Origin of the sequence: Janibacter terrae, from assembly GCF_039636765.1 — a bacterium.
Classification (GTDB): domain Bacteria; phylum Actinomycetota; class Actinomycetes; order Actinomycetales; family Dermatophilaceae; genus Janibacter; species Janibacter terrae.
Window position 1 is genome coordinate 904354 of record NZ_CP144167.1, and the last position, 13081, is coordinate 917434.

Sequence of the window (13081 nt, forward strand, 5' to 3'; positions counted from 1 at the left end):
CGGGCGGTCGGATTCTCGCGGGCCCATTGACTTGGATTGAGCAGTCTGTGCAGAATATGTCTTACGTGTACGGGGTGGGCGACGCGACGACGGGGTCGCGACCGACGCCACCCGGCAAAGGAGCCAGCGTGGGACTGCTTGATGGGAAGGTTGCGCTCGTCACGGGCGCCGCAGGGGTGATCGGTGCAGATAGCGCCCGAGCCCTGGCCGAGGAGGGCGCCCGCGTGGTGCTGACCGATGTCAACAGCGAGGGCCTCGAGGCTGCGACTGCCGCACTCGCCACCGCGGGTCACGAGGTCCGGGGGCACGTCTGCGACCTGACGGACGAGGCGAGTATCAAAGAACTGGTCGCGGCGGCCGCATCGGCCTTCGGCGGCGTCGACATCCTCGACAACAACGCCGGCGCCACCCACCTCTCGGGTCAGGACTCCGACCTGCTGAGCATCTCGCCCGAGCTCTGGGCCCAGTCGACGGCGATCAACCTGACCGGCCCCATGCTCATGTGCCGCAACGTCATCCCGCTGATGATCGAGCGGGGCGGTGGCGCCATCGTCAACATCTCCTCGGGTCAGTCCCTCGGTGGCGACGACCGCAACACCGCCTACGCCGCGGGCAAGGGGGGGCTCAACTCGCTGACCCGCCACCTCGCCGTCCAGTACGGCCCCAAGGGCGTGCGCGTCAACGCCATCGCGCCCGGACTGATCGTCAGCGAGGAGAACCAGGCGAAGTTCCCCGGCGCCTACCGCGACATGTTCGTCGGCAACCTCTCGGTGCAGCGCCTCGGCAAGCCCGAGGACATCTCCAACGCCGTCGTCTTCCTCGCCTCCGACCGTTCGTCCTACATCAACGGCCAGATCCTCTCGATCGACGGCGGGTTCTCGACCCAGCTCGGTTATGTCGGGTCGAGCCGCCAGCTGAACCTCGCCGCCATCAACACCAAAGGATGATTGCTGATGACCACTGACACCGCGACAGCCACCCACGAGGAGCGTCAGCCGACGGCGGCCGATCTCATGGTGGAGATCAGCGAGGCCTTCGGAGCCAACTCCGTCGAGACCCCCTACCCGACCTTTGCCAAGTACCGCGAGACCCAGCCCGTGATGAAGGGGGACGTACTCGCCGAGTTCGGCACCCCTTCCATGGCAGCGGGATTCAACGGCGAGCGCGAGGTGTACTCGATCTTCAAGTTCGAGGACTGCCTCACCGCGCTCAAGGACTTCGAGTCGTTCGGCAGCGAGGCGGTGGCCGCAGCCTTCCGCCCGCTCATGGGCAACGTGATGACGGGCCTCGACGGTGAGGAGCACTCTCGCCTGCGCAAGCTCTTCATGCCGGGGCTCGGTCGCGAGAACTTCGAGCTGTGGGGCGACACGATCGTGACGCCCGTCATCAACAAGATGGTTGGCGAGCTCAAGGCGAAGGGGGACCGCCTCAATCTCACCGAGTTCGCAGTCGACTTCCCCGTCCGCATCGTCTACGAGATCATCGGCTTCCACGGTGAGGACGACGCGTCCTTCGACGACTTCCAGACGAAGGCGTTGACCATCCTCCTCGGCTTCGGCAGCACCGACCCCAACAAGCGCGAGCAGGCCAAGATCAACCAGGGCCGGGCCATCGCGGCGGTCAAGGCGCTCTACGACGACATCCTTCCGGTGGTCCAACGCCGTCGCGCGGAGGGTGCCACCGGCAACAACCTCATCTCACACCTGCTGCGCACCGAGGTCGACGGGGAGCGGCTCACCGACGACGAGGTCGTGGTCTTCACTCGCTCGCTGCTCCCGGCTGCCGCCGAGACCACGACGCGAAGTTTCGGCAACGCACTCGTGCTGCTCCTGACCAGGCCCGATCTACTCGCCGAGGTCAAGGCCGACCGCAGCCTCGTGCCAAAGGCGATCACGGAGGCGACCCGATTCGAGCCCGTCTCGATCACGGCGGCCCGGACCGCTTCGAAAGACGTCGAGATCCGTGGCGTCAAGATCCCCGAGGGGGCGGGGGTCACGATCGTCAAGGGTGCCGGCCTGCGCGACCCCGACGCCTGGCCCGACCCGGACACCTACGACATCCACCGCCGGATGAACAAGCCCAACATCGCCTTCGGATTCGGGCCGCACACCTGTCTGGGTATGAACCTCGCCAAGCTTGAGATGTCGACTGCACTCAACGTCCTCCTCGACGAGCTCCCGAATCTGCGAGCCGACGAGGATGCCGAGCCGATGATGATCCGTGGCGCCCACATGCGTCAGCCCACCTCTGTCCCCGTCCGCTGGGGCTGACCCACTTCCTCCCCCGATCTGATCCGCAGTACGAGACCAAGGAGTAGCCATGACCATCGATGACCGGCCCAGGACTGACGTCGGGCCGATCTTGTCCGACGGGACACCATTCGCAGACCTCTTCGACCTCGACAAGCACGAGGTGTCGATGCGGTTGCTCAAGGACCCAGAGGTGTACCGCCTCGAGCTGAGTCGACTCTTCGGCAAGGCATGGACCGTCCTCGCCCACGAGACCGAGATCCCCAACGCCTTCGACTACGTGGCTCGCCACATCGGTGCCGACCCCGTCATCGTCACCCGCTCGCGGAGTGGCGATGTCAACGTCGTCCTCAACATCTGCAGCCACCGCGGCATGCAGGTCTGTCGCGGCGAGGCCGGCAACGAGAAGCAGTTCAAATGCCCGTACCACGGCTGGAGCTTCAGCGAGCAGGGCAAGTTCATGGGTTCCCCCGTCGCTCGGGAGAACATGCACGGGGCCTTCCGTTCCAAGGAGGAGCTCGCACTGCCCAAGGCACGGGTCGAACTGTACGCCGGCTTCGTGTTCGCCACCTGGGACGAGGACGCGCCGTCCCTCGACGACTATCTCGGCGAGATCAAGTTCTACCAGGACCTCATGTTCGACCGCACCGAGTCGGGTCTGGAGGTGCTCGGCCCGCCGCAGCGCTTCGTCATCCCGGCGAACTGGAAGTGCCCGGGCGAGCAGCACGCCGGTGACGGCTACCACGCGATGACCCTGCACCGTTCGATCAACGAGCTGGCGGCCTCCGAGGCCGACGACTCCTCGATGTACGGCATCGACGTCAGCGCCAACGGTCACGGCCTGCGACTGATCGACCGGCGCAAGGGCAAGTGGAAGGACAACCGTGAGGCCGTGCTCGCGGCCCAGACGCTGCCTCCCTTCGAGAAGCTCAAGTCGATCATGCTCCCTCCGGGAATGACGCCGGAGATGGCTGAGAAGCTCGACAAGAAGCTGTCCGAGGCGCAGATGAAGGTCTTGGCGGACTACCCGCCGAGCGTCGGTGGCCTCTTCCCCAACATGGGGACCTTCTGCTTCGAGTTCCCTACCCCGATGGGCATGGCTGCGATCATCTCGTGGCACGCCTTCGTGCCGCGCGGCCCGGGCAAGTTCGAGTTCATCAACTGGTTCCTCGTCGAGAAGGACGCGCCCGAGGACTTCAAGGACCTCATGCGTCGCGCCTCCACGCTCGGTCTCGGCACCACCGGTTTCGTCGAGACCGACGACGCCGACACGTGGCCGCTGATGACCGAGTCTGCTGAGGGCTTCATGGGTGAGCAACAGAAGATCAGGTACGGCGCGCTCTGCGGCGAGGACCAGCCCCTCGACGGCTACTGGGACGAGGGCGAGTTCCCCGGTGGCGGTCACCTCTACCCGGGCTTCACCAAGGATGACGCGCAGTGGAACTGGTGGCTGCGGTACCGCGACTTCATGCTCGGTGACCCGTGGGGTCCCGAGGCCCACCACTGAGACGAAGGAGAACCGACATGACTGACACTTCTGTGGCGGTGGCCAAAGGCGGAGCCGAGTCCAAGATCCACGAGCACCTCCCTCACGGTGGGCGCATCGGCTCGGCTCACGAGCGTTACCACCACGTAGTCGACTTCCTCTACGACGAGGCCAACCTGCTTGACGAGTACCGTAGCGTCGAGTGGCTCAAGCTCCTCGCGGAGGACATCACCTACCGCGTGCCTGTCCGGGTCTCGCGGATGCGCGACGATCCGTTGCCGCAGTTCGCGACGAACATGTTCCACTACGACGAGAACCACGTGACGCTCACGATGAAGGTTCTGCGACTGGCCACCACGGCCAGCCCGTGGTGCGAGAACCCGCCGTCGCGCTCACGGCGGCTCATCACCAATGTGCGTGTCTTCGAGGGTGCGGAGCCCGACGAGTACTACGTGGTCAGCTCCATGCTGATGACCCGCAACCGGCACTCCGAGTCGGTCCCGCTGATCATCTCGGGGGAGCGTCGGGACCTGCTGCGACGCGAGGGCGACGGTTATCTCATCGCCCACCGGGAGTTCCTCATGGACCAGACGACGCTCGGGTACCCCAACCTGACCGTCATCTTCTGAGGGGAAGGACACACATGCACGTGCACGGGACTGCCTTTGGTCTCGCGAGCGACGCCGAGGGGGGCATCGTCGACACCGTCGCTGCCCTCCTCGGGCACGTCGGGAGCGAGACCGATGGCGTACGCCACGTCCAGGTCGGCCCGAATCCGAGCAAGCTGGCGGATGGCCGCGACCACGGCGTCGTGGTGCTCATGGACGACGAGAGCGTGCTCGAGCCCTATCGCGCTCATCCTCGTCACCCCGAAGCAGGCGCCCTTCTGCGCGCCAATGTGGAGCGTGGCGTGGGCATCGACACCGGGCCGATGTACACCTCGGTGTCCACCGCCACCGACAGACCGCGGGTTCACATCACGCTCTTCGAGCCCGACCAGACGGTCGGCCCCGAGGTGCTCGAGGAGGTCGACACGCACCTGAGGGCTGCGGTCGACGACTGCCCGGGCGTCCTCGGTGTCTACGTCGGCCGGAACCGCACCAGGCACTCCCCGCCGGTCAGCGAGTGCGTCGTCATCGTCACCGACGGCGACCAGGGCTTCGAGGAGTTCCAGCAGCACCCGCAACGCGCACGGATCGCCGAGCTCATGACCGCGGTGGTCCGCCAGCCGATCGGTCTGGACCTCGGCCAGGCGCAGACTTCAGCGGGCTGACGAGGAGGGAGCGCAAATCATGACGCACGATGACGGCAGTGACCGAGGCACCGACCTCGCGGTGGTCTTCATCCATGGCGCCAATCACAGTGGTGCTTGCTGGAGGCCGACGATCGCCGAGCTCGCCAAGGCCGCCCCCGGCCTTCGGACGCTGGGCGTGGACCTTCCCGGGCGTCGGACTCAGCCCGGCAACCTTCGCTCGCTCACTGTGGCCGCCTGTGTCGACTCCGTCGTACGGCAGATCGATGAGGCAGGGATCAACCGGGTCTTCCTGGTCGCACACTCGCTCGGCGGCATCACCCAGCTAGGGGTGATCGCCCAGCTAGGGCCTGAGCGCGTCTTGGGTGCGCTCTATCTCGCGGCGTGCATCCCGCCCGACGGTGCGTCAGCCAACTCAACTTTGAAGCAGCCGGTACGCGGCATCATCGGTCTGGTCACTCGCCTCTCGCGCGGCCAGGCCAAGCCGGTGCCGCGACCCGTTGCGAGCTGGATGTTCACCAACGGCATGGACCGTGCCACCCGCGAGCGAGCCTTGAGCGAGCTCGTCCCGGACAGCACCGGGTTGAGTGCTGAAGCTGTCTATCGCCGTCGCCTGCCACGGGTCCCGACGACCTACGTCGTGACGTTGCAGGACCACTCGCTCCGGCCAAGCGCTCAGCGGCAGTTTATCGACAACCTCGGCCACGTGGACGAGGTTGTCGAGCTCGATGCCTGTCATAACGCCATGCAGAGTCACCCCATCGAGGTGGCTCGCCTCATAATCGAGCGGATGACTTTGGCTTTCGGGTGATTGTGGGGCCTCCGCCCAACGGGGGTTTGTCGGCTAATTGGAGTGCTCGCATCCGGAGCTCGGCCGGGTACCAGTCAATATGGTGAGGCCGATACGCTTCTTGACGGCCTGCAGCAGGTTGAGGACTTGGGCCGGCACCGAGACGTCCAGCGCGGCGAATCCCTCGTCGCGGACGAGCAGCGCGGGCTCAAGCGCCAGTGTGCGCGCAATGGCGATGGCGATGCGCTGGCACGCCCCGCCGGAGAAGACTCCCTCGGATAGCGGTCCTTTGACCTTGTCGGGCTCGAGCCCGACCTGCGACAAGAGGACGTCCAGCCATTCCTCACTCGTAATGTCGCTCCAAGGTCATGCGGATCGCGGCAGGGCCTCGCGAGGGCAAGAAGAAGGGTAACGGAGGTACGTAGCGTGCGTCCCCTGCCAGCAGCCCCTCGGTGAGCACGGCGAAGTCGGGGTCGGACACGTGCAGCGCGTCGAGGAAGCCTCGCACCATCTGCTCGTGGTGATCAGTCATGGGTTCCCTTCCGGGGCGAAGGGCACCACACGGCGGTCGCTCATCCGCCCAGCGCGCCGAGGTCAGCGGGACGCGAGTCGTAGCCGGGCATGTGCAACCCGCCGTCGGCGTGGATCAGCTCGCCGGTCACGAAGCGCGACATCTCGGAGGCAAGGAAGACGACGACCGGGGCGATGTCGAGCTCGGGGTCACCGTTGCGGCCCAGGGGCTTGCGTGCTGCGGAGGCCTCGGCGAAGCCGGGGTGCTCGGCGGCCAAGGCATGGAAGTGGGTACCCATGGCGGTCGGGGCGATCGAGTTGACCCGGATCCCGAAGCGGCCCCACTCGTGGGCCGAGCTGCGGGTCAGCCCGAGGAGGGCCGACTTGGTCACGACGTAGTCGGAGTTGAGCCAGGCGGCGGTCTCCACGTCGATCGAGTAGAAGTTGACGACCGCGCCGCCACCGCGCTCGGCCATGATCGGCCGAGCTGCCTGCATGCCCCACCATGCAGCCCACAGGCCGGCGTGCAGGGTGCCGTCGAGCATGTCATCGGTCTTGTGCTCGAGGAGCACCCGTGGCGAGAGGGTGAAGGCGTTGTTGACCAGGATGTCCAGACCGCCGAAGGTGTCGACGGCAGCCTGGACGGCGGCCAGGACCTGCTCCTTCTCCCGCACGTCGGTGCGGACGACGTGGAGGGAGTCGTTGCCCGCGTAGTCGTCGCGGAGCGTGCTGCAGCGCTCCTCGTCGTACTCCGCCACGACGACCTTCGCGCCCTCGGCGAGGAAGCGCGTGACGATGCCACGACCGATGCCTGCGCCGCCCCCGGTGATGAGGGCGATCTTGTCTGCGAGCAGCCCGGTGCCGGTCATTTCGCCGTCAGCCCGGCGTCGATCTTGAGGACATCGCCCGTGTAGTACCTGCCGGTGGCGTCGTCGGCGAGGAAGAGCACCGTCTCGCTGACGTCGGCTGCGGTGATCATCTGGACGGGGAGCAGGTTGGTCATGTCGCCGAGGACCTCGGCGTTGGCCTCCATGAAGGGGAAGGCCTCGGCGTTCTCCATCATCATCGGCGTCGTGACGCCGGTCGGGGCGATCGCGTTGACCCGGATGTTGTAGCGGCCGAGGAAGTTGGCGTAGCTGCGAGCCAGCCCGATGACGCCGAGCTTGGCGATGCCGTAGGCGTCGTCGCCTCCGTTGCCCGTGGTCTTGCCCAGCAGGCCGGCGGCGCTGCTGGTGAGGATGAAGCAGCCGCCCTGACCGCGCTCGACCATGTGCGGGTACGCGACCTGGATGGCGTTGCGGACGCCGCTCAGCATCACGCCGATGCCCACCTCCCACGCGTCGTCGTTGTCCTGCTCGTTCGTGTTGAACATGACGATGCCGGCGTTGGCCAGGACGGTGTCGATGTGGCCGAACTCCGCGACGCCTGCGTCGAACGCGGCCTGCATGCCGGGTCGGTCGCGCACATCGCAGACGAAGGTGAGCATCTTGCGGCCGGTCTCCTCGACGACGCGCTTGGTCTCGTCGAGGTCCTCCTTGGTGCCCAGGCGGTAGGGAACTTCGGCGATGTCGGCGCAGATGTCGATGCCGACGATGTCGGCACCCTCCTGCGCGAGCCGCACCGCGTGCGAGCGGCCCTGACCGCGACCGGCGCCGGTGATGAAGACGACGCGACCATCCATTTTGCCCATGAAACATCCTTTTCAAAGAGGCTCGTACCCGCGACGTTGCGGACCCCCTGCAATGTACATACAAGACAATTCATGTTCAATAGGTGTAGTCCGTTGTGCGGTGCCACCACCGGGCCGCTGGACCCTGAGGCCCTGCCGTGCACAAAGGAGTGTCAATGGACATCGAGCCGCAGAAGATGCTGATCGACGGCGATCTGGTCGCCGCCGCGAGCGGACGCGAGTACGACAACATCAATCCCGCCACCGAAGAGGTCCTGGGTCAGGCGCCGGACGCAGGCGCCGACGACGTCGAGCGCGCGATCGCCGCGGCCCGCCGTGCCTTCGACGAAGGGAGGTGGGCGGGCGACCCCGAGTTCCGCGCCCGCTGCCTGACGCAGCTGCAGGAAAAGCTGCGGGAGAAGGCCGACGTCATCCGAGAGGCGCACACGGCAGAGGTCGGCATGCCGGTCGGGCTCGCCCGTGCCGTCGGCGTGGACCCGCCCATCGAGTGGCTCGGCTACTGGCCCGAACTGGTGAAGTCCTATGAGTGGGAGTACGACCGACCCCCGGTGGAGTTCATGGGCGCGCTGTCCAAGCGCGTCGTCCGGCGGGAGCCGGGCGGCGTCGTCGCGGGGATCACCCCGTGGAACTACCCCTTCCAGCTCAACCTCGCCAAGCTCGGCGCGCCGCTTGCGGCAGGCTGCACCGTGGTTCTCAAGGGTGCGCCCGACACGCCGTGGAGCGCGACCCTGCTCGCGCAGGCCGTCGCCGAGACCGACATCCCGGCCGGGGTCGTCAACATCATCACGACCCAGGACAACTCGGTGGCCGAGATCTTGACGACGCACCGCGAGGTCGACCACGTCACCTTCACCGGCTCGACCCAGACGGGCCGGCTCATCATGCGCAACGGGGCCGAGACGATCAAGAAGGTCTCCCTCGAGCTCGGTGGCAAGAGCGCGGCGATCGTCCTCGACGACGCCGACCTCGCCAGCGTCATCCCCGCGGCGGCCGGCATCGCGTGCATGCACGCGGGCCAGGGCTGCGCCTTGATGACCCGGCTCCTGGTGCCCAGGTCGCTGATGGGGGCGGCGTCCGAGATCGTCAAGGCCGTGTACGCGCAGTTCCGGTACGGCGACCCCAACGACCCGACCAACATGATGGGCCCGCTCATCAATCAGCGTCAGCTCGACCGGGTGCTCGCGTACATGGCGAAGGGGAAGGCCGAGGCCGACCTGCTCATCGGTGGTGGGCGCGCGGAGCAGTTCGACAAGGGCTACTACGTCCAGCCGACCGCCTTCGCCGATGTCAGCAATGACAGCACGATCGCGCGCGAGGAGATCTTCGGCCCGGTCCTCTCGCTCATCGGGTACGACGACGACGAGGATGCGGTCCGGATTGCCAACGCCTCGCCCTACGGCCTATCCGGCTCGGTCTTCAGCGCCGACCTCGAGCGTGGCATCGCTGTCGCGAAGCGCATCCGGACCGGCTCGATCGGGGTCAACGGTGGCAATTTCACCGCCCCCGACACGCCCTACGGCGGCTACAAGCAGAGCGGCATCGGCCGCGAGTACGGAGTCGAGGGCCTGGAGGACTTCCTCGAGACCAAGGCGATGGGTCTCCCCGTCTGACAGTGGGGGAGGCGTCCGAGGGGGTCAGCCGGCGGCTGACCCCTTGGTCGTGCCGTCTTGGGTGGCCGTCGGGTCGACCGCTGACCAGAGCCGCATGAAGATCGCCTCGACCTCGGACGCCGTCGATGTCGGGATGAGGAAGGAGGAGGTGACGAGCCGGTAGAGCAGCTCGGCGACGTCCTCTGCCGACAGGGCCCCGCGGCGTCGGCTCTTGGGGAGGGCCGGGCGGAGGTAGCCGGCGATGCTGGCGATGACTCCGTCGGCCTCCCTGTGGAGGAAGTCGAGGGAGGCCTTGGGCTCGTACTCGAAGAGCACCTTCATGTGGGGGAAGAAGCTCGGGAAGTCGAGCATGGTGTGCAGCATCACCTCGACCCGGTCAGCGGGATCGGGCCGCGCGGCGATCGCGGCGTCGAACAGGGTGCGGTTGACCTCGAGGATCTTGGCGTTGACGGCCTGCAGCACGTCTTCGCGGTTGGCGAAGTAGCGGTAGAGGGTCCCGCGCGAGACGCCGGACTCACGACAGATGTCCGTCATCGACAGCCCACTGCCATGACGCGCGAGTGCGCGCATGGCACCGTCCAGGATGGTCTCGATAGTGTCGGACGAGGAGTGGCTGCTCATGAGTGGCAGCCTAGAGAGTCAGCTGGCCAGAGTGCGACGGACCGCAGGCGCGTCGCTGATGATGCCGGCCATCGTGTCCTGGAGGAGGGCCGATCGGCTCGTGTCGGAGGCCGGGGCGAGCAGGCAGACGGAGACGGCGCTGTGGACCATCAGCTCGACGAGACCACGCTCGGTGACGCTCCCGTCGACCACCGCCGACGCCTGCTCGAGGGCAGGGTGCAGGCAATCGAGGAAGAAGTCCACGGTGCTGTCGAGGTGGTGACCGAGCCGCTCCAGCACCATGCCGGGCTCGGTCTGGACCAGCAGCTCGAGCGCCGGGAAGTCCGACCAGTGGGCCGACATCGCAGTGAAGACGACCTCGACGCGGTGCTCGAGTGCCGCGTCGGCCGCGATCGCCTCCGTCACGTGCTCGCGCATGCTCGAGTCGAGGCGCGTCTCGATGGCGTCGAGCACCTCTTCGCGGCTGGCGAAGTAGCGGTAGAGCGTGCCTCGGGAGACTCCCGACTCGGCGCAGACGTCGGTCATCGAGAACTTGTGCTGGCCGCGACGTGCGAGCGAGGTCAGCGCACCGTCGACGATGCGTGCCCAGGTCTGGGTGCCGGTGTTAACTGTCACGGATAGGACAATATCACCAATATGTGTCATATACGTGACCACAGGAAGGTCGTCTACCGCTCCCCGGGGGAGTCGCCCCAGGTGTTGGCCAGGCTACCGAGCCCCTCGATCCGCAGCTCGACCCGCGAGCCGCGAGGGGGGTACTTGCCGAGCTCCAGCCCGCACCCGCCGCCGACGGTGCCGGTGCCGACGATGTCGCCCACGCGCAGGGTCTCGCGTTGACTGATGTGGGCGACGATCTCCTCGACGGGGAAGTGGATGGTCGTCGTCGACCCGCTGCTCCACTCCTCGTCATCGACGAAGGCCTGCATCGTGTGGTGCACGTGCGGGTCCCACTCGTCGGGCGTGACGAGTGCCGGGCCGAAGAGGTTGGATCCGTCGAAGTCCTTCGACTTGGCCGGCCCGAGCCCCACCGACATCTCACGGAACTGCACGTCCCGGACGGAGACGTCGTTGAAGATCAGGTAGCCCGCGATGTGGTCGAGCGCCTGCTCGGGGCTGAGGTCGCGGCCCGACCGGCCGATGACCGCGGCGTACTCGAGCTCGTAGTCACACTTCTCCGAGTCGTCGGGGACCGGCACGACCGTGTCCGGTCCGAGGACGGCGAAGGGGTTGCCCTTGTAGTAGGTGGGGAAGTCGTACCAGCGCTTGGGGACGCTGCCGCGGGAGGCTGCGGCAACGTGCTGCTCGTAGGCGGAGCAGTCGCGGATGCTGGCGGGTCTGGGGACGGGGGCGAGCAGCCGGACGGAGTCCAGCGCGTGGACGAGGGTGCCGCCCTGCTCGTCGGTCCTGCCGACCTCGATCGGCAGGTCGTCGAGCACTCGGTGGAGCGCGTCCTGCCCCACCTCGAGGTTGGCCAGGAGTGCGATCAGGTCAGCGGGGACGAGCGCGTCCGCGATGGCTGTACCGCGTCGTCTCCCCACGCGATCGGCGTAGTACTGCCGAGCTGCCAGGTTGATGTCGATGACGCTGCCCGACGCGCCGAGGACGCCGACCCGCTCGATGGGGCCGACCGGGCTGGGGACCTCGAAGGTCACGTATCGCATGGGTTGTCCTCTCGTCACGACCGTTCGCGCCCCACCATAGTCAGACAGGACAGTCTTGACGAGAAGTGTCTCGTGTGCATAAATGGGATCAGCCCATCCCGGCCCCTAGGAGGACCCGAACATGCTCATCGATCTGCACGCGCACCAGCTCACCAAGGACCTGTTCAACCAGCACGACCATTGGGGCCCGTTCTGGGACAACGGCTTGCGGATCGGTGACTGGAAGCTTGGCACCAAGCGTCAGACTGCCGCGACCCTCGACGAGATGCTCGAGCGCTGGCAGCCGGAGTCCCGCCTGGCCGCGATCGACGCCGCCGGCATCGACAAGATGATCCTCTCGATGCCCCTGCACATGGTCGGCTACCACTACGAGACCGACTTCGCCGTCCGCTACGCCGAGACCGCCAACAACTCGATGGCCGAGTTCTGCTCGCACAACCCCGATCGCTTCTACTTCTGGGCGCACGCGGCGCTCCAGGACCCGGTGGCGGCAGCGAAGGAGCTCGAGCGCTCGGTGACCGAGCTCGGTGCCCAGGGCCTGATGATGGGCGGTCGCAACTTCGGTGGCCGCGAGGTCAACGACCCGGCGTTCCGCCCGCTGTGGGAGAAGGTGTCCGAGCTCGACTGCATGATCTTCGTGCACGGCTACAACCAGTCGGTGACGTGGGGCAAGAACGCCTGCGACGACCCCTTCGACACCACCTCGATCGTCGGCATGAACAGCGACGAGACGCTCTTCTACTGGAACCTGACCAACGGCGGGGTGCTCGACGACTTCCCCGACCTCAAGATCCTCATCACCCACGGTGGTGGCTTCGTGCCGTTCCAGCTGGGCCGTTTCAACCTCACCAACAAGACGATGGCCCCGGACAGCAAGAACAAGAAGGACCTCATCGAGTACAACTCGAACTTCTTCTACGACCTGGACATCCACAGCCCGCACATGCGCCGCGCGATCATCGAGGAGGTCGGCGTCGAGCAGGTTCTCTACGGCGACAACTTCTCCGGAGCCGACGTGCACGAGGGTGACCTCACGGACGGCCTCGGTCTCTCCGAGGCAGACCGCGAGAAGATCCGCTACCGCACGGCGCTGCCCATGCTCAAGCTGCCCGAGTCGGGTATGAACCCGGACGACCTCAGGAAGCCGATCGAGCTCAGCACGACGGTCGACCCCGTCGTCGCCGCCGGCTGAGCGTCTCCCCGACTGCGCTA

The 13081-nt window shown here is 66.7% G+C and carries 15 protein-coding genes; 8 read left to right on the forward strand and 7 right to left on the reverse strand.

Annotated features, from left to right (window positions below):
* Positions 1-128: 128 nt before the first annotated feature.
* Genes V3C34_RS04545 through V3C34_RS04570 form a run of 6 tightly spaced genes read left to right on the forward strand, consistent with a single transcriptional unit; the run spans position 129 to position 5798 of the window.
* On the forward strand, positions 129-947 hold the full coding sequence (locus V3C34_RS04545) for an SDR family NAD(P)-dependent oxidoreductase (protein ID WP_068424572.1): 819 nt from the start codon (positions 129-131) through the stop codon (positions 945-947).
* Positions 948-953: 6 nt separating this feature from the next.
* Entirely contained in the window at positions 954-2270 is a 1317-nt protein-coding gene (locus tag V3C34_RS04550) for a cytochrome P450 (protein WP_068424580.1), read from the forward strand.
* A 49-nt stretch (positions 2271-2319) separates the two neighbouring features.
* Positions 2320-3756, forward strand: a complete 1437-nt coding sequence (locus V3C34_RS04555) for an aromatic ring-hydroxylating oxygenase subunit alpha (RefSeq protein WP_068424583.1) — start codon at positions 2320-2322, stop codon at positions 3754-3756.
* A gap of 17 nt (positions 3757-3773) precedes the next feature.
* The gene (locus tag V3C34_RS04560; RefSeq protein ID WP_346008209.1) at positions 3774-4364 is read left to right on the forward strand and encodes a 3-phenylpropionate/cinnamic acid dioxygenase subunit beta; all 591 of its coding nucleotides are present in this window, start codon (positions 3774-3776) and stop codon (positions 4362-4364) included.
* 14 nt (positions 4365-4378) lie between these two features.
* Positions 4379-5008 (forward strand): Dabb family protein, encoded by a 630-nt coding sequence (locus V3C34_RS04565; RefSeq protein ID WP_068424588.1) that lies wholly within the window; start codon positions 4379-4381, stop codon positions 5006-5008.
* A 19-nt stretch (positions 5009-5027) separates the two neighbouring features.
* Entirely contained in the window at positions 5028-5798 is a 771-nt protein-coding gene (locus V3C34_RS04570; protein ID WP_068424590.1) for an alpha/beta fold hydrolase, read from the forward strand.
* A gap of 33 nt (positions 5799-5831) precedes the next feature.
* Here the strand turns inward: V3C34_RS04570 and V3C34_RS04575 are convergent, their stop codons facing one another.
* The 4 genes from V3C34_RS04575 to V3C34_RS04590 are packed head-to-tail and all read right to left on the reverse strand — an operon-like array spanning position 5832 to position 7977.
* Positions 5832-6101 carry a hypothetical protein gene (locus V3C34_RS04575; RefSeq protein WP_346008210.1) on the reverse strand — a complete coding sequence of 90 codons (270 nt, stop codon included), beginning with the start codon at positions 6099-6101 and terminating at the stop codon, positions 5832-5834.
* A 19-nt stretch (positions 6102-6120) separates the two neighbouring features.
* Entirely contained in the window at positions 6121-6309 is a 189-nt protein-coding gene (locus V3C34_RS04580) for a hypothetical protein (protein ID WP_346008211.1), read from the reverse strand.
* Between the two features lie 40 nt (positions 6310-6349).
* On the reverse strand, positions 6350-7156 hold the full coding sequence (locus V3C34_RS04585; RefSeq protein ID WP_346008212.1) for an SDR family oxidoreductase: 807 nt from the start codon (positions 7154-7156) through the stop codon (positions 6350-6352).
* Positions 7153-7977, reverse strand: coding sequence for a mycofactocin-coupled SDR family oxidoreductase (locus V3C34_RS04590; RefSeq protein WP_346008213.1), 825 nt, complete (start codon positions 7975-7977; stop codon positions 7153-7155). The genes V3C34_RS04585 and V3C34_RS04590 overlap by 4 nt, the downstream gene beginning before the upstream one ends.
* Positions 7978-8132: 155 nt before the next feature.
* On the opposite strand from V3C34_RS04590, the gene V3C34_RS04595 reads away from it, so the two are divergent.
* Positions 8133-9587 (forward strand): aldehyde dehydrogenase family protein, encoded by a 1455-nt coding sequence (locus V3C34_RS04595; protein WP_346008214.1) that lies wholly within the window; start codon positions 8133-8135, stop codon positions 9585-9587.
* A gap of 24 nt (positions 9588-9611) precedes the next feature.
* Here V3C34_RS04595 and V3C34_RS04600 read toward each other — a convergent pair whose 3' ends face one another.
* From V3C34_RS04600 to V3C34_RS04610, 3 genes are read right to left on the reverse strand one after another with little or no spacing between them, the layout of a single operon-like run.
* The gene (locus V3C34_RS04600) at positions 9612-10208 is read right to left on the reverse strand and encodes a TetR/AcrR family transcriptional regulator (protein WP_068424617.1); all 597 of its coding nucleotides are present in this window, start codon (positions 10206-10208) and stop codon (positions 9612-9614) included.
* 18 nt (positions 10209-10226) lie between these two features.
* Positions 10227-10823, reverse strand: a complete 597-nt coding sequence (locus V3C34_RS04605) for a TetR/AcrR family transcriptional regulator (RefSeq protein ID WP_068424622.1) — start codon at positions 10821-10823, stop codon at positions 10227-10229.
* Between the two features lie 53 nt (positions 10824-10876).
* Complete coding sequence (locus V3C34_RS04610) at positions 10877-11869, reverse strand: fumarylacetoacetate hydrolase family protein (RefSeq protein ID WP_068424625.1); 993 nt, start codon at positions 11867-11869, stop codon at positions 10877-10879.
* Between the two features lie 121 nt (positions 11870-11990).
* Here V3C34_RS04610 and V3C34_RS04615 point away from each other — a divergent pair, with 121 nt between their 5' ends.
* Positions 11991-13061 (forward strand): amidohydrolase family protein, encoded by a 1071-nt coding sequence (locus tag V3C34_RS04615; protein WP_082817200.1) that lies wholly within the window; start codon positions 11991-11993, stop codon positions 13059-13061.
* Positions 13062-13081 lie beyond the last annotated feature (20 nt).